The sequence below is a fragment of the Rhodanobacter sp. C03 genome (genome assembly GCF_002001175.1).
GTDB lineage: Bacteria > Pseudomonadota > Gammaproteobacteria > Xanthomonadales > Rhodanobacteraceae > Rhodanobacter.
Genome location: NZ_MUNT01000006.1, coordinates 539768 through 562045 on the forward strand (window position 1 = coordinate 539768; position 22278 = coordinate 562045).

The window sequence follows — 22278 nt, forward strand, 5'->3', positions numbered from 1 at the left end:
AGACGGCGAACCTGACTGCAACGATACATGCACCCGCGCGGACAGGTCAGTCCACGTTTTGCAACGCGAAGCCGCAGCCATTGGCCAGCTCGAGAAAACCAGGGAAGGAGGTGGCGACGTGACTGCAGTCGTTGATCCGCACCGGGCCGCTCGCGACCAGCCCGGCAACCGCGAAACTCATCGCGATGCGGTGGTCGAGGTGGCTTTCCACGCTGCCGCTGCCGAGCAGGCCGCCATGGATGATCGCACCATCCGGGGTTTCCTCGATCATCGCACCGAGTGTGCGCAAACCGCTGGCCATCGTCGTGATGCGATCGGATTCCTTCACACGCAATTCGGCGGCACCGCGGATCACCGTGCGACCGCTCGCTGCGGTCGCAGCGATGAACAGCGCGGGAAACTCGTCGATCATGTCCGGCACCAGCGCCAGCGGCAGCTCGATGCCGTGCAACGGCGCATGGCGTACGACCAGGTCGCCGACCGGCTCACCGCCGGCTTCGCGTTCCCGCTCGATGCTGATGTCGGCTCCCATCAGGCGCAGCGCCTGCAGCAGCCCGGTGCGGCGCGGATTGAGACCGACCGCGGGCAGGCGCAGGACCGAACCCGGCACGATGCTGGCAGCGACCAGGAAGAACGCCGCCGAGGAAAAATCGGCCGGCACGTCGACATCGGTGGCATGCAGGGCATGGCCGCCAGTCAGCGTTGCCCGCCCCGGTGAAAACGCGATCGGCCAGCCGAACGCGGCCAGCATGCGTTCGGTGTAGTCGCGGGTCGGGTGCGGTTCGATGATCTCGGTTTCGCCAATGGCGTACAGGCCGGCGAGCAGCAATGCGGACTTCACCTGTGCGCTGGCTACCGGCAACTCGTAACGGATGCCATGCAATGGCTGGCCACCGTGCAGGTGCAGCGGTGGTAAACCCTCCTGCGTATCGATGCGCGCGCCCATCGACGTCAGCGGATCGGTGACCCGGCGCATCGGCCGCTTTGACAGTGAGGCATCGCCAACCAAGGTGCTGTCGAACGTCTGCCCGGCCAGCAATCCTGTCAGCAGGCGCATGCCGGTGCCGGCATTGCCGCAATCCAGCGCCTGCGCCGCATTGCGCAGGCCATGCAGGCCAACGCCATGCACCACACGCTCGCCTGCCGACGGGGTCTCGATGCGCACACCGAGCTGGGCCAGCACGGCAGCCGTGGCGCGGGTGTCCTCACCTTCGAGGAAACCGCGGATATGCGATTTTCCTTCGGCGATCGCCGCCAGCATCAACGCGCGATGCGATACCGACTTGTCACCGGGCACGCGCACGCTGCCATGCAGCGGCTGGCCCGGTCGGCTGTTCCAGTCGAAACGATTCAAGCAGAGTTCTCCACGCAGATCAGGGCAACGCCACCGGGTAGGAACCCAGCACGCGTATCGTGGCCGCCGACTCACCGATTTCCTGCACGGCTGCCTGCAAGGTGGCATTGTCGATATGACCGGAGACGTCGATGAAGAATGCGTACTGCCACTTGCCGGTATGCGCCGGGCGCGATTCGATCCGGTTCAGGCTGACCCCATGCTTGGCGAACGGGCTGAGTACGTCGTACAGCGCACCCGGTTTGTCATTCACGGTGATCAGCAACGAAGTGCGATCGTTGCCTGATGGCGGAAACAGCGAACGACCGATCACCAGGAAGCGCGTGGTGTTGTCGGCGCGATCCTCGATGCCTTGCGCCACCGTCTTGAGACCGTAGACCTTGCCCGCCGTCTCGCCGGCGATCGCTGCTGCATCGTCGGCATGCCGCGCCATCCGGGCTGCCTCGGCGTTGCTGCTTACAGCGATGCACTCGACGCCAGGCAGATTGATGCGTAGCCAGGTCTTGCACTGCTGCAGCGACTGCGCATGTGCATAGACGCGTTTGACGTCCTCCAGCTTGCCCAGCTGCGAATGCAGGCACTGGTGTACACGCAGCTCCACTTCGCCGCAGATGGTAGCTTCGGACGTGAGGAACATGTCCAGCGTGACCTGGATCATGCCCTGCCCTGAATTCTCCACCGGCACCACGCCGAAATCCGCATGACCGGCGGCGACCTCCTGGAACACTTCCTCGATGCTGCCCAGCGGCAGCCCGTAAGCGGCATGACCGAAATGCTTGCGCACGGCCTGCTCGCTGAATGTGCCTTCCGGGCCGAGGAAGCCAATCTTCAGTGGGTCCTCCTGCGCCAGGCAGGAAGACATGATCTCGCGGAACAAGCGCACCATTTCAGTATCGGACAGCGGGCCATCATTGCGATCCACCACCATGCGCAACACATGGGCCTCGCGTTCGGGGCGATAATAGTCGATCGCCGAAAGCCCAGCGCCCTTAACCTTCGCTACGGTCTGCGCATGGTTCGCGCGCTCGGAGATCAGCTGCTGGATCTGCCGGTCGATGCTGTCGATGCGCTCACGCATCTCGCTCAGCGGTGTCTTGGGATCGGTCATGCTTTAGCCGCCTGGATGGATAGATGTCCAAATGATTACTTGGCATCTTGCCTGATAATCGTCTTGTTCGGTCGATCAGCCGTGCCGCTGAGCGAAGTCGCGCATGAATGCCGTCAGCACCTGCACGGCTTCCAGCGGCACCGCGTTGTACAGGGACGCACGCATGCCGCCGATCGCCTTGTGGCCTTTCAGCGCGAGCAGCCCGGTGGCTTCAGACTCCTTGAGGAAGGCCGCGTCCAGCGCACTGTCGTGCAGGGTGAATGGCACATTCATGCGCGAACGTGCGGATGGCTCGATCGGATTGCGGTAATAACCGGCGGAACTGTCGATGGCCTGATACAGCAGCGCGGCCTTGGCGCGATTACGCTCGCCAATGGTTGCCAGGCCGCCCTGCGCATGCAGCCACTGAAAGGTCAGCCCAGCCAGGTACCAGGCCCAGGTATTCGGTGTGTTGAGCATCGAATCGTTTGCAGCCTGCTCGGCAAAACGGAATATCTTCGCCATCGGCCGGCCGGCCCGCTGCAACAGGTCGCGGCGGATGATCATCACCACCAACCCGGACGGCCCGATATTCTTCTGTGCGCCCGCGTAGATCAACCCGAAGCGCGAGACGTCCAGCGGCTCCGACAGGATGTTCGACGACATGTCGGCCACCAGCGGCACCGTACCCACCACGGGAATGTCATGGAATTCCACACCGTGGATCGTCTCGTTCGGCGTGTAATGTACGTAGGCAGCCTGCGGATCGAGCTGCCAGCTGTCGCGCGAAGGCAGTTTCAGGTATTCATCAGCCTTGCCGCTGGCCGCCACGTTGACGCGCACATACGACGACGCCTCACTGATCGCCTTTGAGCTCCAGTGGCCGCTGTCGATGTAATCGGCGCAGTCGCCCTCACCGGCGAGATTCATCGGGATCTGCGCGAACAACTGGGTGGCGCCGCCCTGCAGGAACAGCACGGCGTAATCGGTGGGAATCGCCAGCAGGGCGCGCAAGTCGGCTTCGGTCTGAGCGGCCATCTCGATGAAACGCTTGCCGCGATGGGACTGCTCCATCACCGAGGCGCCGCTGCCATTCCAGTCCAGCATCTCGCGCTGGGCGCGTTCGAGTACCACCTGCGGCAGCGCCGCCGGACCGGCGCTGAAATTCCAGACTCTGCTCACGTGCTGTTGCATCCCGTCATGGTGTTCCATGCATTATGGCGCGGCGCAGCATGGAGTGGTCAACCGCCACGTGGCTCGGTCGGAAAACCTCAGAAACGGATCAGCAGCACGAGGGCAATACCCAGCGCCAGCACCGCGGCGGTGACGATCAGCCACCATACCTCGCCGGTCGGGCCGGCGGCTTCCTCCGGCAGGTGTTCCGGCGGCGGCTCGGGCATCACGATCTCCGGTTCCGGCTCCATCCCCGGCCCCTCGACCACGAAGCGATGCATCGCCAGACCGATCTGATCGCCCGGTTGCAGCACCAGCTTCTGCGCATTGACGCCATTGACCCGCAACGGATGGCGCGCGGATGACTGCGTGGTTTCCAGCAACAACTGGCCGTCCTGCCAGGAAATGCGCAGTACGGCGATATCGCCTTGTGGCAATTCCAGCGGATAACGCCCCTGCGGCCCCAACTCCAGGCTGTCGTGCAACGGCAGGACGCGGCCGGACAGCGGTCCGGCTACAGCGCGCAATGCTACCGTGCAGCGCCCGTGTTCCGGCACGCTGACCGGCGCACGCAGCGCCGGGTCCTGATCGGCACGCAGCAGCATGCGGCAGTCGCCCACGCTGACTACATCGCCGGGGCGCAGCAATGCGCGCTCGCGTACCGGTCGCGCATTGACGTAGATGCGATCGGCCGACGGCATGACCTGCAGCACCCATCCGCGACGATCTTGCTGGATCCGCAGGTGCTGGGGCGAGGCCTGGGTCGCCGCCAGCACCAGGTCGTTGTCGGGCGCGCTGCCGATGCGCAACTGCGCCTGCGTCCAGTGAAAGTCCTCACGAGCCGCATTGGGGAATTCGATACGCATGGATCAACCGCCGGAAAGACCGCGAAACTCTAGCATGCAGACGCGTGGCATTAAGATGTGCCTTTCCATGGAGCCCGTCATGCCCAAGATCGATATCCGCCGTCCGCATCAACTGTCGATTGCCGAGGCCCGTGCCGTGGTCGACAAGGTGGCCGTACGGATGCACGAAAAGCTCGGCGTGGACGGGCAATGGGACGGTGACACGCTGCGCTTCTCGCGGCCCGGGGTAAACGGCACGATCGCCGTCAGCAGCGATGCCATCCAGGTCAATGCCGAGCTAGGGCTGATGTTCTCGCCGCTGAAGGGCATGGTCGAGCAGGAAATCCGGCGCAAGCTGGACGAGCATTTCGCCTGATCGTCCACGGAATGCGCTGAATGGATCAGGTAATGCCTGACGATTCTTTAACCAGAACCACAATCCGTGGCATAATCGCCGGCTTACGCAGCCATGACGGCTGCGCGTGAACCCCGGAACACATGGCCAAAGACGACGTCATCGAAATGGAAGGCACGGTCCAGGAGACCCTGCCCAACACCATGTTTCGTGTGCAACTTGAGAATGGGCACGTAATCATTGCCCACATCTCTGGCCGCATGCGCAAGCACTACATCCGCATCCTCACCGGCGACAAGGTCAAGATCGAAATGACCCCGTACGACCTGAGCAAGGGTCGTATCACGTATCGCATGAAGTAATCCGGTCCAGCCTTGATGCGCTGAAACGCAACGGGACAGAACCGATACGAAGGTGCTGGAAACGAAAGGCGGCGCAATGCGCCGCCTTTGCTTTGCCCGTCATTTGATGAACCGAATCAGCCCGGTTCGACCACCGCCGGCAGTTTCTCGATCGCCTCGCAGTCGACCCGCAGCTCGCCGTCGCGCACGCTCAGGTGCACCTTGCCGCCCTCGGCCAGCTTGCCGAACAGCAACTCGTCGGCCAGCGCGCGCTTCACCTTCTCCTGGATCACCCGTGCCATCGGCCGTGCGCCCATCTGCGGATCGAAGCCATGCTCGGCCAGCCACCGGCGGGCCTCTCCATCCACGTCCAGGCTCACCTGCTTCTCGGTCAACTGGCTTTCCAGCTCGATCAGGAACTTGTCGACCACGCGCAGGATGTGCTCGAAGTCGAGCGCGCTGAACTGGATGATCGCGTCCAGCCGGTTGCGGAACTCCGGCGTGAAGATCCGGCGGATCACTTCCATCGCGTCCGACTCGTGCTTCTGCTCGACGAAACCCATGCTGCGCCGTGAAGCAAGCGCCGCGCCCGCGTTGGTGGTCATCACCACCACCACGTTCTTGAAGTTCGCCTCGCGACCGTTGGTGTCGGTCAGCACGCCACGGTCCATCACCTGCAGCAGGATGTTGAACACATCCGGATGCGCCTTCTCGATCTCGTCCAGCAGCAGCACCGCGTGCGGATGCTTGGTCACCGCCTCGGTCAGCAGGCCACCCTGGTCGAAACCGACGTAACCCGGAGGCGCACCGACCAGCCGCGATACCGAATGACCTTCCATGTATTCGGACATGTCGAAGCGAATCATCTCGATGCCCAGTTGCATCGCCAGCTGCTTGGTCACCTCGGTCTTGCCCACGCCAGTGGGGCCAGCCAGCAGGAAGCAGCCGATCGGCTTGGACGGATCGGCCAGCCCCGAACGGGCCATCTTGATCGACGCAGCCAGCGCCTCGATCGCCGGATCCTGTCCGAACACCACCATCTTGAGGTTGCGCTCCAGATTGCGCAGCACATCGCGATCCGACGCCGATACCTGCTTGGCCGGAATCCGCGCCATCTTGGCGATGATGTATTCAACCTCGCTCACGTCGACCTTGCCGGTACGCTGATCCAGCGGCAGCAACCGCTGGCGCGCACCCGCCTCGTCGATCACGTCGATCGCCTTGTCCGGCAGCAGGCGGTCGGGAATGTGCTTCACCGACAGGTCCACCGCGGCCTTGAGCGCCTCGTTGGTGTAAGCGACGTGGTGATGCTCCTCGAAACGCGAGCGCAGACCCTTGAGGATCTCGATGCTGTCGGCCACGGTCGGCTCGACCACGTCGATCTTCTGGAAACGACGGGCCAGCGCGCGATCCTTCTCGAACACGCCGCGGTATTCCTGGAACGTGGTCGAACCGATGCAGCGCAGCTCGCCCGACGCCAGCATCGGCTTGATCAGGTTGCTGGCGTCCATCGTGCCGCCCGACGCGGAACCGGCGCCGATGATGGTGTGGATCTCGTCGATGAACAGGATCGAGCCCGGTTGCTTCTTCAGCTGGGCGATCACGCCCTTCAGGCGTTTCTCGAAATCGCCGCGGTACTTGGTGCCGGCAACCAGCGCACCCAGGTCCAGCGACCAGATCGTGGCGCTTTCCAGCACCTCCGGCACTTCGCCATCAACGATGCGCTTGGCCAGACCTTCGGCCAGCGCGGTCTTGCCCACGCCGGCTTCGCCGACATACAGCGGGTTGTTCTTGCGCCGGCGGCACAGCACCTGAATCGTGCGCTCGATCTCGTCGGCACGCCCGATCAGCGGGTCGATCTTGCCTTCCAGCGCCAGCTCGTTGAGGTTGCTGGCAAACTCGTGCAGCGGATTGCCCTTCGGCTCGCCGCCCTCCTCGCCTTCGCGCTCGCTGCCACCGGACACGCCGGCCGCCGGCTCGTCGCCGATCTTGGCGATGCCGTGCGAGATGTAATTGACCACGTCGAGCCGGGTGATTTCCTGCTGGTGCATGAAATACACCGCGTGCGAATCCTTCTCGCCGAAGATCGCCACCAGCACATTCGCGCCGGTGACCTCTTTCCGCCCCGAGGACTGCACGTGGTACACCGCGCGCTGCAGTACCCGCTGGAATCCCAGCGTGGGCTGCGTATCGCGCTCGTCGCCGTGCGGCAGCACCGGCACGGTCTCGGCGATGATGCGTTCGAGTTCGCTCGACAGCCGCGGCAGATCCACGCCGCACGCACGCAGGGCGCCCACCGCCGACTGGTTTTCGGTCAGCGCCAACAACAGGTGCTCCACCGTCATGAACTCATGGCGCTGTTCGCGGGCCTGCTTGTAGCAATGGCCGATGGTGACTTCCAGATCCTTGCTGAACATTCGGATCGTCTCCGCTTGCAATGTTGAGCGGCCTTCAGCGCCGCGATGAGCACGAAATGGGGTCGCTCAGAGCTTTTCCATAGTGCACAACAGCGGGTGCTGATGGGAGCGTGAATATTCGTTCACATGGGTCACCTTGGTCTCCGCCACCTCCCGGGTAAACACACCACACACGCCCCGGCCACGGGTATGCACATGCAACATCACCTGTACCGCCTGTTCCTGGTCCAGGTTGAAAAAGCCGCGCAACACCTCGACCACGAAATCCATCGGGGTGAAGTCGTCATTCAGCAGCAGTACCTGAAATAGCGGTGGTCGCGCCACTTCAGGCTTGGCGGTTTCCAGCGCCAGTCCGCGGCCGCTGTCGTGCTCATGTTCGGATTCGTGGGCCATGGTTTCTTGGGTATTCGATCTCTGGTACGAAGTATACGCCGCAGGGGATGCACCACCGCAGCGATGGCTCCGCATGAGGTAATGGCACAATGGCCGCTTTTCCAGTGCCTTGCTGAACCCTAATGGCTGATTTCCCACCCACCACCGAGATCTGGCGCCCGCACGTGACCGTGGCCTGCGTGGTAGCCGATGGCGAGCGTTACCTGATGGTCGAGGAAGAGGTCAACGGCCGGCTTGCCTACAACCAGCCCGCAGGCCATCTGGACGACGGTGAAAGCCTGGCTAACGCAGCCATGCGCGAAACGCTGGAGGAAACCGGCTGGACGGTGGCACTGCAGCACCTGATCGGTGTGCACCAATGGCGCAGCACCGAGCATGGCGATGCGGTGATCCGTTTCAGCTTTGCGGCACGGGCCATGAACCATGATCCGGCGCGTCCACTGGACACTGGCATTCGCCGGGCGTTGTGGCTGACCCGTGCCGAAATCGCTGCCCTGGGTGAGCGCCTGCGCAGCCCGCTGGTATTGCTCAGCATCGATGCGTGGCTGGCCGGGCAGCGACTGCCGCTGGACACCCTGGACTATATCTCGGCGGATGGCAGCGCATGAAGGTGATGCTCGGCATCTCCGGCGGCGTCGACTCCTCGGTCGCGGCCCTGCTGCTGCAACAGGCCGGCCACCAGGTCGAAGGGCTGTTCATGCAGAACTGGGAGGAAGACGAGCGCAGCGGCCCATGCACTACTGACGCCGATCGCAAGGACGCTGTAGCCGTCTGCGGCCGGCTCGGCATTCCGTTTCACGCACGCAATTTCGCCACCGAATACTGGGACGGCGTGTTCGAGCACTTCCTTGCCGAATACCGCGTCGGGCGCACACCGAATCCCGACGTGTTGTGCAACCGCGAGATCAAGTTCAAGACCTTCCTGGACGAAGCGCACGCGCTCGGTGCAGAGAAGATCGCTACCGGCCATTACGCCCGCGTCGATTTTCACGAAGGTCGTTATCGTCTGCTGCGTGCGGTCGACGCAGCCAAGGACCAGAGCTATTTCCTGCATGCGCTGGGCCAGCAGCAACTGGGTGCCACGCTGTTTCCGCTTGGCGAAATCGAGAAGCCCCGCGTGCGTGAGCTGGCCCGCGAGGCGGCACTGCCGACCCATGCGAAAAAGGATTCCACCGGCATCTGCTTCATCGGCGAGCGCGATTTCCGCAGCTTCCTCGCCCAGTACATTCCGGCCCGCTCCGGCGAGATGCGCACGCCCGCTGGCGAGCTGATCGGGGAACACCAGGGCGTGATGTATTACACGCTGGGCCAGCGCAACGGGCTGGGCATCGGCGGCCGGCATGGTGCCAGCAGTGAGGCCTGGTACGTCGTCGGCAAGGATGTGGCTGCCAATGTGCTGTACGTCGCCCAGGGTGGCGAGAATCACTGGCTGTATTCCCGGCGACTGTTGACCGAGGCACCGAGCTGGGTCGCTGGCAGTGCACCATCCGACCACTTCCGTTGCACCGCCCGTACCCGCTATCGCCAGTCCGACCAGGCTTGCGTCGTCAGCGTACGCAACGATGGCCTCGAGGTGCGCTTCGACGAACCGCAACGCGCGGTCACCCCGGGACAATCTGTGGTCCTTTATGATGGTGAAGTCTGCCTAGGTGGTGCGGTGATCGCCACCACCGATGCACCGTACGGTGGCCTGCTGCCAGCGTTCACGCCATCCCCCACACCCACTGCATGAGAACCGCAAACCCGTGCTTGAAATTTTTTCCATGAATGAAGAGCGCGTGCTCTCCCTCGCCGGCCTGTTCCAGGCCTGTGCGCTGGCGCAGCAGCTGGCCAACGAGGGGCGCTGCGACGAAGGCGCAATGGAAGCCAGCGTGGCCAGCGTGTTCCGCATCGACGCACCGTCAGTCGTCGGGGTCTACGGCAATATCTCCAACGTGCGGATCGGCCTGCGCAACCTGATCGCGCAGCTCGACGAGAGCGACCGCGACATGGCGGTGACCAAGATGGTGGTGACCGTGATGCGGCTGGAGCGCAGCCTGACCGGTCGGCCGGAGCTGCTCGAGAAGCTGCAGCAGGGCATCGTCGCCGCACAGCGGCAGGTCGAGCACTTCGGTCAGGATTCAGCGCAGGTCACCAGTCGCCTGGCCGAGCTGTATGCGTCGACCTTGTCCACCTTGAGGCCGCGGGTGATGGTCAGCGGCAATCCGCAACAGTTGCAGTTGCCGACCGTGGTGGAAAAGGTGCGTGCCAACCTGCTCGCCGCGGTGCGTTCGGCGGTGCTGTGGCGACAGGTCGGTGGTCGCCAGTGGCAATTGCTGCTGTACCGCCGCCAATGCAGCATGCTGGCGCGTGGCCTGCTGACCGGGGCGACGCTGGACAACCGCTGACTTAAAGGTACTCACAAGCTTGGTCGCCCAGAATGTGCCGGGATGGCCCCACTTGAAGACCTTGGCTCGCAGGTAACCGACGTGCACATACTGTTGGTGGAAGACGACAACCAGTTGGGCGAAGCGATCCGGCATGCGCTGGTGCAGCAGTCGTATGCCGTGACCTGGCTGCGTGACGGCAAGGAGGCCGCGCGTGCATTGCGCGACCCCACCGCCGATCTGGTGTTGCTTGATCTCGGCCTGCCCGGCATGGACGGCATGGACGTGCTGCTCGAAGCGCGCCGTGACGGCGTGAAAACGCCGATTCTCGTGATGACCGCCAGGGATGCCCTGGAAACGCGCATCCGCGGCCTGGATATCGGCGCCGACGATTACCTGGTCAAGCCCTTCCACGTCGGCGAACTGGTGGCGCGGATCCGCTCGCTTACGCGCCGCGTGCGTGGCCTCGCCGAAAACCTGATCGAGGCCGGTGGGATGAAGCTGAATCTGGCCACAGCCGAGGTGGAATTCCGCGGCGATCAGGTCAGTCTCACGCGGCGTGAATTCGCATTGTTGCAGGCATTGATGGAACACGCTGGCCACATCGTCCGTCGCGAAGCGCTCGAGAATTCGGTCTACGGGCTGGACACCGTGGTGGAGCGCAATGCGATCGAGGTGCAGGTGCACTGGCTGCGCCGCAAGCTGTGCCCCGAAGCGATCCGCACCGTGCGCGGCATCGGCTACATGATTCCACGCGAGTCCAAATGAGAGCGGCAAGCCTGCGCACGCGGCTGACCTGGCTGATCATTGCCGTGCAGATCGGCGTGCTGATACCGCTGGGGGTATTGAGCTATCAGCGCGAACTGCGCGAGATGGGCCATCTGCTCGATGGACGGCTGGCCCAGGCCGGCCGCACGGTGGGGTCGCTGCTCGAACACCTGCCATCCTCCACCATGCCCGGTTCGCCGGATGTCGCGTTGAGTGCGGAAAATCTGCGTAGCGCGGTCATGGTGCGGGTGCACAAGCGCAACTACGAACCCGATGTGGGCTTCCAGGCCTATACCGCGAATGGCAAGTTGCTGGCTGCCACGTCGAATTTTGCCGACCTGACGGTGCCGACGATCGAGGATCGCGGGTTTCGCGACCTGCGCGTGCATGATCAGGCATGGCGGACTTTCACTCTGCAGAACCAGGCCGGCCTGGTCATACGCATCGGCGAGCGCTATGACAATCGCAGAGAAATCACCCAGGCACTGATCATGGAGCACAGCCTTCCGCTCTTGATCGGTCTGCCGCTGCTGGCGCTGCTGGCGAGTCTCGCGGTCAGACGCGGCTTGCGTCCGCTGGTCCTGCTGACCGAGCAACTGGCCGCGCGCACGCCGGGAAGCCGCCAACCGGTCGCGATCGATCACATGCCCCGCGAGATCACCCCGCTGGTGGTGACGCTCAACCAGCAACTGGAACGACTGGAAGACACGATCGAACGCGAACACCGGTTTGCCAGTGATGTGGCGCACGAACTGCGTACGCCACTGACCGCGACCATGATCCACGTGGAAAACGCGCAAATCGCTAACGGACTTGTCCGCGGCCCCGGCGAGATCGAGTCCACCCTGCAAAGCGCACAGCAGAGTCTGGTGCGGCTGGCGCGGCGGATCGAGCAGATCCTGGCACTGGCCCGACTGGAGGCCGGTGCCGCCTCGCAACAGCGGGTGCATCTGAACCTGATCACCCTGGCCACCGAAGTCATCGAAGAACTGGCACCGGTCATCGCCGAGAAGGACATCGCGTTCAGCCTCAACCACGACGCCGATGCGTTGTGGCTGCACGGTCACGAAGCAGCCCTCACCGCGATGTTCCGCAACCTGATCGAGAACGCCTTGCGCTACACCGGCCAGGATGGTCGCGTCGAGGTATCGATCCACGTCGTCGGCAACGAGACAGTGATCAGCATCTGCGATGACGGCCCGGGCATTCCCGCCGAACGCCGGGACGTGGTCTTCGAACGTTTCCATCGCGCCACCGAAAGCGAATCCTTCGGTTACGGCCTGGGACTGAGCATCGTTCAGCGTGCGATCGAGTTGCACGATGCCCGCATCGAGTTGCTCGCCTCACCGTTTGGTCACGGACTGCAGGTGCGCATCCACATGGATGCCGCATCGGCCTGACGGGCCTGCTGCACGGCAGCCAAACCGGCTGTCACCTGACTGGCCGACAGTCACGGCACAAGCAAAAGGTTGCCACAAGGCTGGCTTGCGATCATGCGTGACATTCCGCCTGATCCTGCCCGCGCAGGAACGACGCAAGCCATCTCCGTCACCTGCACACCGATGCTTCCGGAAACATTCCCATGCTTGGTCTAGTTCGCCTGGCGCTGTCGCGGCCCTACACCTTCATCGTGCTGGCGCTGCTCATCCTGATCGCCGGGCCACTGGCCGCGCTGCGCACGCCCACGGACATCTTCCCGAACATCGGTATCCCGGTGATCAGCGTGGTGTGGACCTACAAGGGCATGCCGCCGAACCAGATGTCCGGCCGCATCATCTATTACTACGAGCGCACACTGACCACCTCGGTCAACAATATCGAACACATCGAATCGCAGTCGCTGCCTGGCGCCGGCGTGGTGAAGATCTTCTTCCAGCCCGGTACCGACATCCGCACGGCGACCGCGCAGGTCACCTCGATCTCGCAGACGGTAGTCAAGCAGATGCCGCCAGGCATCACACCACCGCTGATTCTCAATTACAACGCCTCCACCGTGCCCGTGCTGCAGATGGCACTGTCGAGCAAGGATCTGTCCGAATCGAAGATCCGCGACATTGCGCAGAACGACGTGCGCACCACGCTGACCTCGGTGGATGGCGTGGCGATCCCCACGCCCTATGGCGGCCAGCAGCGCCAGATCACGCTCGATCTCGACCCGCAGGCGCTCGACGCCAAGGGCCTGTCGGCGCAGGACGTTGCCAATGCGCTGGCGTCGCAGAACCAGATCATTCCGGTCGGCACGGCCAAGATCGGCACCTACGAATACAACGTCAAGCTCAACAACAGCCCGCAGGCGTTCGCGGCACTGAACAACCTGCCGATCAAGACGGTCAATGGCGCCACCATCACGATCGGCCAGGTGGCCCACGTGCGCGACGGCTCGCCACCGCAGAACAACGTGGTGCGCGTCGATGGCAAGCGCGCCGTGCTGATGCCGATCCTGAAAACAGGCGACGCCTCGACGCTGTCCGTGGTCGCCGGCGTCAAGAAACTGATGCCGCTGATCGAGGAGACGATGCCGCCGTCGCTGAAGATCTCGATGCTCAACGACCAGTCGGTGTTCGTGAAATCGGCGATCGCTTCGGTGGCGCGCGAAGGCATCATCGCGGCGCTGCTGACCTCGGTGATGATCCTGGTCTTCCTCGGCAGCTGGCGTTCGACCGTCATCATCGCGGTGTCGATCCCGCTGGCGATCCTGTCCTCGATCGCCCTGCTCTCGGTGACCGGGCAGACCCTCAATGTGATGACGCTGGGCGGCCTGGCGCTGGCAGTAGGCATCCTGGTCGACGATGCCACGGTCACGATCGAGAACATCAACTGGCATCTCGAACAGGGCAAGGACGTGCATTCGGCGATCATGGATGGCGCTAAACAGATCGTCACGCCCGCCTTCGTCTCGCTGCTGTGCATCTGCATCGTGTTCGTGCCGATGTTCATGCTCGACGGCATTGCCGGCTTCCTGTTCCGGCCAATGGCGCTGTCGGTGATTTTTGCGATGGCTTCGTCGTTCGTGTTGTCGCGCACGCTGGTGCCGACCTTGGCGATGTACCTGCTGAAACCGCATGTCACCGAGAAAGGTGTCGGCGACCATCCTGAAGATGGTTACATCAACCATCACGAGGGCGACCAACACCATGCCCATCGCAACCTGTTCGTGCGCAAGGCGATCGCGTTCCAGCTGAAATTCGAGCACCACTTCACCCGGATCCGCGATGCCTACTATGCGATGCTCGGCGTGGCGCTGACCCGGCGCCGCAACTTCATACTCGGCTTCCTCGGTTTCGTGCTGATCTCGTTCGCCCTGGTGCCGTTCCTCGGGCGCGACTTCTTCCCAGACGTGGATGCCGGCTCGATCGCCTTGCACGTGCGTGCGCCGATGGGTACCCGAGTGGAGGAAACTGCGGCGGAGTTCGACCACATCGAAGCGGCTATCCGCAAGGTCATCCCACCCAACCAGCTCGACTCGGTGATCGACAACATCGGCCTGCCGTTGAGCAGCGTCAACCTGGTTTACAGCAACACCGGCACGATCGGTCCGCAGGATGGCGATATCCAGATCGCGTTGAAGGAAGGCCACCAGCCCGCCGCGGATTTCGTCAAGAAACTGCGCGAGCAGTTGCCGAAGGCCTTCCCCGGCACCGAATTCGCATTCCTGCCAGCCGACATGACCAGCCAGATCCTGAACTTCGGCGCGCCCGCGCCGCTGGATGTGTCGATTACCGGCCGCAACAGCGCCGAGAACGAAGCCTACGCGACGCAGATCATGAAACGCCTGCGCGCCGTGCCGGGCATCGCCGACGTGCGCCTGCAGCAGAGCACCAGCTATCCGCAGTTCAACGTGCATGTGGACCGCACCCGCGCTGATGCGCTGGGCATTACCGAACGCGATGTCACCAACAGCATGGTCGCGTCGCTGGCTGGCAGCGGCCAGGTCGCACCCGCGTTCTGGCTGAATCCGAAGAACGGTGTCTCCTACGCCATCGTCGCGGCCACGCCGCAGTACAAGATGGATTCGATGGCCGACCTGGCGCGACTGCCAGTGACATCGTCCAGCGGCAAGGCCAGCCAGATGCTCGGTGGCATCGCCAGCTTCACGCGCGAGCCCAGCGCCGCGGTGGTCTCGCACTACAACATTCTGCCCTCGTTCGACATCTACGCCTCGGTGCAGGATCGCGACCTGGGTGCGGTCGCCACCGACGTGGACAAGGTACTGGCCGACTTCGCCAGCACGCGCCCCAAGGGCACCATGGTCACCCTGCGCGGACAGGTCGGCACCATGAACGAAGCCTTCAGCGGCCTGCTGTTCGGCCTGCTCGGTGCGGTGGTGATGATCTATCTGTTGATCGTGGTCAACTTCCAATCGTGGCTGGATCCGTTCGTGATCATCACCGCACTGCCCGCAGCACTGGCCGGTATCGTGTGGATGCTGTTCGTCACTCACACCACGCTGTCGGTTCCCGCACTCACCGGCGCCATCATGTGCATGGGTGTGGCCACCGCCAACTCGATCCTGGTGGTGAGTTTCTGCCGCGAGCGGCTGGCCGAACATGGCGATGCGGTCAAGGCCGCGCTGGAGGCGGGTTTCACCCGTTTCCGCCCGGTCTGCATGACCGCACTGGCAATGATCATCGGCATGCTGCCGATGGCGCTCAGCCATGAACAGAACTCGCCGCTCGGCGTGGCTGTGATCGGTGGCCTGCTGTTCGCCACCTTCGCCACCCTGCTGTTCGTGCCGGTGATTTTCAGCATCGTGCACGCCAAAGAACAACGTGCAGCTTCCACTACTCCCCTGCTTGGAGAAAATCCCCATGTCGCATGACGTCACGTCGCATAACGCCGGCGAGCCGCCCAAGCAGCCGCGCCTGAAGCTCACCATTGCCGTCACGCTGGTGGTAGCGGTGCTGGCCACCCTGACCGGGTTGGCTGTGCGCGCACACGACTACCACCAACTGGTGACCTGGACCGATGCGCAGGAACTGCCCACGGTACAACTGGCCGCGCCGCTGACTGCTGCCGACGCGCATCTAATGACCCTGCCCGGTCACATCGAGGCATGGATCAGTGCGCCGATCCACGCACGCGTCAGTGGTTACCTGAAAAGCTGGAGCAAGGACATCGGCAGCACGGTGGATGCGGGCGACACGCTCGGCGTAATCGACACGCCCGAGCTGGACCAGCAATACGACCAGGCCAAGGCCGTGTTGGTGCGTGCCCAAGCGGATGAGCACCTGGCGCAGGTCACCAGCCAGCGCTGGCAGCACTTGCTGACGTCCAACTCCGTCTCCAAGCAGGAGGCCGACGAGAAGAGTGGTGAAGCCGCAGTGGCCGCCGCCAACGTACTATCGGCCCAGGCGGACCTGGACCGACTGGCGGCACTGGAATCGTTCAAGCACATCACGGCGCCGTTCAGCGGCACCGTGACCAGCCGCAGCACCGACATCGGCGACCTGATCTCGGCGACCAGCGAGAGCAGCCCGGCGCTGTTCACCGTGGCCGATACCAGCAAGATGCGGCTGTACGTGCGCATCCCGCAGAGCTATGCGTCCTCGATCAAGCCAGGCATGACCGTCGACCTCAGCGTGCTCGAGCATCCCGGCGTGTCCTACAAGGCCACGCTGATCGGCTCATCCGCATCAGTCAATCAGGCTTCCGGTTCGCTGTTGGCGCAATTCGAGGCACCGAATCCGAATGGCGAGCTACTGCCAGGCGACTACGCCGAAGTGAACCTGCCGGTGTCCGTCAACACGCATCTGATCACGGTGCCGGCGACGGTGCTGATCTTCCGCGCCGCCGGTCCGCAGATCGCCGTGTTGGGCGCGGACAACCGGGTGCAGTTGCGCGACGTCCATATCGGCATGGACCTGGGCGACACACTGGAAATCGATCACGGCCTGCAGCCGGACGACCGCATCATCGACCATCCACCGGATTCGCTGGCACAGGGTGACCAGGTGCGTCTCGCTACCACCGCATCACTGGCAAGCACCACGCATACACGACCGAAACAGGGTTGATCTCATGCCTGATCGCGCTGGAAACCGTACACCCTCATTCCGCCGGCCAACCGGCCGCCGTGCCCTGGCCGGCTGCCTGATGACCCTGCTCGCGGGCTGCTCATTGGCGCCCACCTATCAGCGTCCGGCAATCGACATTCCATCGAACTACAAGGAAGGCAGCGGGTTATGGACTGCCGCTGCGCCTGCCGATACAGAGGCGCGCGGCGACTGGTGGCAGGTCTTCAATGACAGCGCGCTGGATGGCCTGGAGCAGCGTCTCGATGCCAGCAATCCATCGCTGTCGGTGGCGCTGGCACGTTACGACATGGCGCATGCCTACGAAGGCGAGATCGGTTCGCAACTGTTTCCCCATCTGGGTGCAGCAGCCAGTCCGACCGACAATCGCCAGTCGAACAGCCGCCCGTTGCGCGGCAACGGACAACCCGACGAGTACGATGCCAACACCGCCGAGTTTTCCGCCGACTACGAGTTCGATTTCTGGGGCCGTGTCCGCAACGAAGTGGCTGCCGGCAAGGCGCAGACGCAGGCCGCGGATTCCGATCTGGCCTCGGCCAAGCTCAGCCTGCAATCGCAGCTCGCCGACCTGTACATCCTGCTGCGCGGCTACGACATCCAGGCGCACATCCTCGACGGCTCGTTGGATGCCTACCGCAAGGGGCTGACGATGACCGAAAACCGCATGGCCGGCGGCATCGCCTCCGGGCTGTCGCTCTCGCGCGCCCAGAACCAGCTGTCGGATGCGCTGGCGCAGGCGGCCGAAGTGACCGCCCAGCGCGCGCTCACCGAACACGCCATCGCTACCCTGGTCGGGGTGCCGGCATCGCGCTTCTCGCTGCCCGCCACCGATATCCAGATCGGGCTGCCGACGATTCCGGCAGGCATACCCTCCACCTTGCTGGAACGGCGCCCCGATATTGCCGCCGCCGAACGACGTACTTTCGCCGCGAATGCCGATATCGGCGTCGCCCGCGCGGCGTTCTATCCCAGCTTCAGTCTGTCGGCCTTGTTTGGCTGGCAGAACACCGGCAATGGCAGCCTGCTGACCGCCGGCAACCGGATGTGGGCACTCGGTCCGATTGGTGCGCTGAGCCTGTTCGATGGCGGCTTGCGGCATGCGAAGGAGCGCGAGGCCAAAGCCCGTTTCGATGAGGCTGCCGGGCAATACCGCATCACCGTGTTGAATGCGTTCCAGCAAGTGGAGGACAACCTCTCGCTACTGACCAACCTCAGCCGCGAAGCCCACGACGAGGATGATGCCGCGGCCGCCGCCAGGGAAGCGGCGCAGATCGCCACCAACCGTTACAGCGAAGGTGTGGTCAATTATCTGGATGTGGTCACCGCGCAAACCAGCTATCTGCAAGCCAAACGCAACGCCGAACAAGTGCGCACGCGTCGCCTGCAAGCGAGTGTGAACCTGATCCGCGCGCTGGGTGGTGGCTGGAGCAACACGCGGATGGGCATCCCGGCATCGGGAGAACCAGTGGCGGTGGCTCGCTGAGTTGCGCACTCTGAAACCATGGAAAAGCAAACGGCGGCCTGTGGCCGCCGTTTTCCATCCTTGGGTCCAACTCCCTTGCGATAACCTTTGATGGCTTCAGCTTGCCACGCCGCCGTGACTGTTTCCGGTCAGCGGCATGACAAGCCGGTCACCGTCGATCAGAACTTGTAAGCGAGCATCAGGCGGTTGTAGGTGAACGGCTTGTTGCCCGGATTCAGGTTGTTGACGCCACCCGAGGATTTTTCCCAACGATCGCGGATCTGGAAGCCTTTGAGAAAGCCGCTGAAGTTGTAGATGATGTCGAAGTAGGTATCGTGGAAGCTGCCGTTCAGATCGGTGGTGTACTTGGCGTAGGCGCCAACCAGCTGCAGGCTGTTGTCGAAGAAGCCGTAGGTCATCTTGGCTTTCCACGCGTGTCCTGGGCCGGCTTCCACCAAGCCGCGAATCATCGAGGTGGTGTACAGCGGGTCCGTGGCGTAGTTGGCGGTGAACGGCGAGACGATCGAACCGTCGCCAATGGCCGACGAGCCAGTCTCCTGCGAGACCTTGTTGTAGAACACATCGAACCGGCCGTTCGGGATCACCACGCCGAGGTCGGCGCCCCACGCGCTGCTGTCTACCTTGGTGCCGGCGACGCCGTTGATCTTGAGCTTGTTGGCCACCAGCACGTTGTCGGAGCCACCACCACTTTCGGTCAGCGCCTGGAAACCGATGACCGGGTCGAAACCGGTACCGGTCTTGAACACATAGCTGCCGTCGGCGTAACCCATGCGGGCAAAATCGAGGAAGTCGTAGTACCAGCCCTGCGCTTTCAGGCCGCCGTTGACGTACGTGCTACCCAAAGCCCACGTGCCGCTGGTCTGTTTCGCGGTCAGCGGCAAGCCCTGGTTGCCACCGTAAAGCGTGTCGCCCTGGTAGGCCGCGTTGTAGTAGTTGTTGTCATTGAAGTAATCGCTGGAGGTGCGGCTCTTGTAGCTGAGTTCGCGGATACCGATGATGTCCCAGCCCTTCACTGGCGTGAAATCGGCGGTCAGGGCTTCATATGAATTGGGCGTCAGGCGGCCATCGCTGTTGCCCATCCACGGCGTATTCAGATACTGATAGCCGGCACGTGCCATGACCCAGTCGTTCTTGTACTGCAGATAGGCCTGGCTCAGCGCCGTCAGCGAATCGCTGGCGCCCATCAGCGTGGTATCGACCCGCTTCGGATTGTCGGCCAGCGAGCCCAGTGCATTCGCACTCACCAGCGACGCGCCGGCACTGAAGCCATTCCACGAGGCGGTCTGTGCATTAAGCAGAATCGAGCCGCCGAAGGCACGCGCACTCGGCTTCGCCGCGACACTGTAATCATAGGTACGGTTGAAGTCATACAGACGAAGCTCACCGTCCACATGGCCCTGGGTGAAGAGGTCACTGAAGGTATTGATCGTACTGTCTTCGGCGTGCGCGCTGACACTAAGTGTGCCGAGCACGGCAGCGATGGCTACGGCGACGAATTTGTTGCGCATGATCTGAAGCTCCGCATCGGGGACAAGAATGTCGTTCTACGGCGCTACACCCGTGGCTGTTACGAGCCACAGGCGGGTCAGCTGCACCGCACTTGTATTAAGTTTGTGTGATGGATGTGACACTCCAATAAACCTCAAATGACAATAAGGTTACGGAGCGGCAGCACGAGTCCGCAGCGACGCCGGAAGATGACATAGCAAGAACACGCCACCGCAAGACGATCCCCATACCCGTGAGGATCCATTCCGAAAGGGCCTGGAAGCTGCTGGTATGCTTGGCGCATGCCTGATCTTTCCCGTTCTGTACACGTGCGTATGGCCGACCGCTTCCGTGGCTTCCTGCCGGTGGTGGTCGATGTCGAGACCGGCGGTTTCGATGCCGAACATGACGCCTTGCTGGAGATTGCTGCCGTACCGCTGACGATGGACGCAGACGGTTACCTGCACCTGCAACCGACGGTGTCGACGCATGTCGAGCCCTTCCCCGGTGCAAACCTGGATCCACGCTCGCTGGAAATCACCGGCATCGATCCGGATAACCCGCTGCGCGGCGCCTTGGCCGAGCGGCAGGCGCTGGATCACATCTTTCAGACAGTGCGCGAAGCCGTTCACGCGGCTGGTTGCCAGCGCGCGATCTTGGTTGGCCACAACGCGGCGTTCGATCTCGGCTTTCTCAATCAGGCAGTGCGCCGTACCGGCCACAAGCGCAACCCGTTTCACCCGTTCAGCTGCTTCGACACGGTGAGTTTCGGCGGCCTTGCCTATGGCCAGACGGTATTGAGCAAGGCGGTGCTGGCAGCCGGTCTTTCATTTGACAGCCGCGAGGCGCATTCGGCGGTGTATGACGCCGAGCGCACGGCCGAGTTGTTCTGCCAAGTGGTCAACCGCTGGCGCCAGCTTGAATTGCTTGAGCAGGCCCAGCGCGGACTGGATGCCGCCTGAGCCCGCTGCCAGAGCGGTTTTTCAGCCCGCGCTGGCGCGATTTCATACGACCGTTGTGACAGTCCGTCGAACACTGTCATCTGTCTGAAACATTCATTTCATCCAATGGCAATACGAAAAGCCTGAAATGGCGGGGTCGCATCCTCTCGTCCCTCCAAGGAGCTACCGTGTTGACCTCCAGCAAATTCCCGATTCGCATCGCCGCCGTCGCTGCGCTCGCCGTGGCCTCGAGCTTCGGCATGGCCGCACAGGCTACCGACATCACCGGCGCCGGCTCCAGCTTCGTCTATCCGGTCATGTCCAAGTGGTCGGCTGCGTATGCCGAGAAGACCGGCAACCATCTCAACTACCAGTCGGTCGGTTCCGGCGCCGGCATCGCGCAGATCAAGGAAGGCACCATCGACTTCGGCGCCTCCGACGCCCCGATGAAAGCTGAAGACCTACAGACGCTCGGCCTCGGCCAGTTCCCGATCGTGGTCGGCGGCATCGTGCCGGTGGTCCATATCGCCGGCGTGCAGGCTGACCAGATCAAGCTGGACGGCGCCACCCTGGCGGACATCTTCCTCGGCAAGATCACCAACTGGAACGACCCGAAGATCGCCGCGCTGAACGCTGGCCTGAAGATTCCGGCCGGCAAGATCACCGTGGTGCATCGTTCGGATGGCTCGGGCACCTCGTTCAACTTCACCAACTTCCTGTCCAAGGTCAGCCCGGAATGGGCCGCCAAGGTGAAGTTCGGCACCGCCGTGGAATGGCCGGCCGGCGTGGGTGGCAAGGGCAATGAAGGCGTGTCGCAGTACGTGAACCAGATCCCGGGTGCAATCGGCTACGTCGAATACGCCTACGCCGTGAAGAACAAGATCGCCTGGGTCGACATGAAGAATGCCGCCGGCAACTTCATCAAGCCGAGCGCCGATGCCTTCGCTGCCGCTGCCGCCACCGCGGACTGGGCTTCGGCCAAGGACTTCAACCTGATCATGACCAATGCACCGGGCGCCAAGGCGTGGCCGATCACTGCCACCACCTGGATGATCATGTACAAGACGCCGAAGAATGCCGTGAACAGCAAGGTCGCGTTCGACTTCTTCAAGTGGTCGCTCGAGCATGGCCAGCAGGATGCTGCTGCGCTGGACTACGTGCCGCTGCCGCCTGCCCTGGTCAGCAAGATCGAGGCTTACTGGGCTTCCGATTACAAGCATTGAGCCACGATGAGG

The 22278-nt window shown here is 63.1% G+C and carries 19 protein-coding genes; 12 read left to right on the forward strand and 7 right to left on the reverse strand.

Annotated elements, in window-relative coordinates; translation table 11 throughout:
* Nucleotides 1-46: 46 nt before the first annotated feature.
* From aroA to B0E48_RS10675, 4 genes are all read right to left on the reverse strand, one after another.
* Entirely contained in the window at nucleotides 47-1354 is a 1308-nt protein-coding gene (gene aroA / locus B0E48_RS10660; RefSeq protein ID WP_254423933.1) for a 3-phosphoshikimate 1-carboxyvinyltransferase, read from the reverse strand.
* A gap of 19 nt (nucleotides 1355-1373) precedes the next feature.
* Nucleotides 1374-2462 carry a prephenate dehydratase gene (gene pheA / locus B0E48_RS10665; RefSeq protein ID WP_077518077.1) on the reverse strand — a complete coding sequence of 363 codons (1089 nt, stop codon included), beginning with the start codon at nucleotides 2460-2462 and terminating at the stop codon, nucleotides 1374-1376.
* Nucleotides 2463-2537: 75 nt separating this feature from the next.
* Nucleotides 2538-3623, reverse strand: coding sequence for a 3-phosphoserine/phosphohydroxythreonine transaminase (serC, locus tag B0E48_RS10670; protein ID WP_077518407.1), 1086 nt, complete (start codon nucleotides 3621-3623; stop codon nucleotides 2538-2540).
* A gap of 89 nt (nucleotides 3624-3712) precedes the next feature.
* Complete coding sequence (locus B0E48_RS10675) at nucleotides 3713-4480, reverse strand: FHA domain-containing protein (RefSeq protein WP_077518078.1); 768 nt, start codon at nucleotides 4478-4480, stop codon at nucleotides 3713-3715.
* Nucleotides 4481-4559: 79 nt separating this feature from the next.
* Between B0E48_RS10675 and B0E48_RS10680 the strand changes: the two genes are divergently transcribed.
* Together B0E48_RS10680 and infA are read left to right on the forward strand one after the other, a co-directional pair.
* The gene (locus B0E48_RS10680; protein ID WP_077518408.1) at nucleotides 4560-4835 is read left to right on the forward strand and encodes a polyhydroxyalkanoic acid system family protein; all 276 of its coding nucleotides are present in this window, start codon (nucleotides 4560-4562) and stop codon (nucleotides 4833-4835) included.
* A gap of 122 nt (nucleotides 4836-4957) precedes the next feature.
* Nucleotides 4958-5176, forward strand: a complete 219-nt coding sequence (infA, locus tag B0E48_RS10685) for a translation initiation factor IF-1 (RefSeq protein ID WP_007508585.1) — start codon at nucleotides 4958-4960, stop codon at nucleotides 5174-5176.
* Between the two features lie 116 nt (nucleotides 5177-5292).
* Here infA and clpA read toward each other — a convergent pair whose 3' ends face one another.
* Both clpA and clpS read right to left on the reverse strand, forming a co-directional pair.
* Nucleotides 5293-7572 carry an ATP-dependent Clp protease ATP-binding subunit ClpA gene (clpA, locus tag B0E48_RS10690; protein WP_077518079.1) on the reverse strand — a complete coding sequence of 760 codons (2280 nt, stop codon included), beginning with the start codon at nucleotides 7570-7572 and terminating at the stop codon, nucleotides 5293-5295.
* A 66-nt stretch (nucleotides 7573-7638) separates the two neighbouring features.
* Nucleotides 7639-7965 (reverse strand): ATP-dependent Clp protease adapter ClpS, encoded by a 327-nt coding sequence (gene clpS, locus B0E48_RS10695; protein ID WP_077518080.1) that lies wholly within the window; start codon nucleotides 7963-7965, stop codon nucleotides 7639-7641.
* A 122-nt stretch (nucleotides 7966-8087) separates the two neighbouring features.
* Here clpS and B0E48_RS10700 point away from each other — a divergent pair, with 122 nt between their 5' ends.
* From B0E48_RS10700 to B0E48_RS10735, 8 genes are all read left to right on the forward strand, one after another.
* Complete coding sequence (locus tag B0E48_RS10700) at nucleotides 8088-8573, forward strand: NUDIX hydrolase (protein ID WP_077518081.1); 486 nt, start codon at nucleotides 8088-8090, stop codon at nucleotides 8571-8573.
* The gene (gene mnmA / locus B0E48_RS10705; RefSeq protein WP_077518082.1) at nucleotides 8570-9697 is read left to right on the forward strand and encodes a tRNA 2-thiouridine(34) synthase MnmA; all 1128 of its coding nucleotides are present in this window, start codon (nucleotides 8570-8572) and stop codon (nucleotides 9695-9697) included. The genes B0E48_RS10700 and mnmA overlap by 4 nt, the downstream gene beginning before the upstream one ends.
* A 31-nt stretch (nucleotides 9698-9728) precedes the next feature.
* Nucleotides 9729-10352 (forward strand): high frequency lysogenization protein HflD, encoded by a 624-nt coding sequence (hflD, locus tag B0E48_RS10710; RefSeq protein ID WP_077518083.1) that lies wholly within the window; start codon nucleotides 9729-9731, stop codon nucleotides 10350-10352.
* 81 nt (nucleotides 10353-10433) lie between these two features.
* Nucleotides 10434-11099 (forward strand): response regulator transcription factor, encoded by a 666-nt coding sequence (locus tag B0E48_RS10715; protein ID WP_077518409.1) that lies wholly within the window; start codon nucleotides 10434-10436, stop codon nucleotides 11097-11099.
* On the forward strand, nucleotides 11096-12499 hold the full coding sequence (locus B0E48_RS10720; protein WP_077518084.1) for an ATP-binding protein: 1404 nt from the start codon (nucleotides 11096-11098) through the stop codon (nucleotides 12497-12499). Before B0E48_RS10715 ends, B0E48_RS10720 begins: the two co-directional genes overlap by 4 nt.
* 182 nt (nucleotides 12500-12681) lie before the next feature.
* The gene (locus B0E48_RS10725; RefSeq protein WP_077518085.1) at nucleotides 12682-15918 is read left to right on the forward strand and encodes an efflux RND transporter permease subunit; all 3237 of its coding nucleotides are present in this window, start codon (nucleotides 12682-12684) and stop codon (nucleotides 15916-15918) included.
* A complete protein-coding gene (locus B0E48_RS10730; protein WP_077518086.1) occupies nucleotides 15908-17113 on the forward strand; it encodes an efflux RND transporter periplasmic adaptor subunit in 1206 nt (401 codons plus the stop codon). Before B0E48_RS10725 ends, B0E48_RS10730 begins: the two co-directional genes overlap by 11 nt.
* Nucleotides 17114-17192: 79 nt before the next feature.
* On the forward strand, nucleotides 17193-18614 hold the full coding sequence (locus B0E48_RS10735; protein ID WP_254423934.1) for an efflux transporter outer membrane subunit: 1422 nt from the start codon (nucleotides 17193-17195) through the stop codon (nucleotides 18612-18614).
* A 158-nt stretch (nucleotides 18615-18772) separates the two neighbouring features.
* Here the strand turns inward: B0E48_RS10735 and B0E48_RS10740 are convergent, their stop codons facing one another.
* A complete protein-coding gene (locus B0E48_RS10740; RefSeq protein WP_077518088.1) occupies nucleotides 18773-20122 on the reverse strand; it encodes a hypothetical protein in 1350 nt (449 codons plus the stop codon).
* 282 nt (nucleotides 20123-20404) lie between these two features.
* Between B0E48_RS10740 and rnt the strand changes: the two genes are divergently transcribed.
* Together rnt and pstS are read left to right on the forward strand one after the other, a co-directional pair.
* Nucleotides 20405-21064, forward strand: coding sequence for a ribonuclease T (gene rnt, locus B0E48_RS10745; RefSeq protein ID WP_077518089.1), 660 nt, complete (start codon nucleotides 20405-20407; stop codon nucleotides 21062-21064).
* Nucleotides 21065-21234: 170 nt separating this feature from the next.
* Nucleotides 21235-22266: a phosphate ABC transporter substrate-binding protein PstS gene (gene pstS / locus B0E48_RS10750; RefSeq protein ID WP_174566740.1), complete on the forward strand. Its 1032-nt coding sequence runs from the start codon at nucleotides 21235-21237 to the stop codon at nucleotides 22264-22266.
* The last annotated feature ends 12 nt before the right edge of the window (nucleotides 22267-22278 follow it).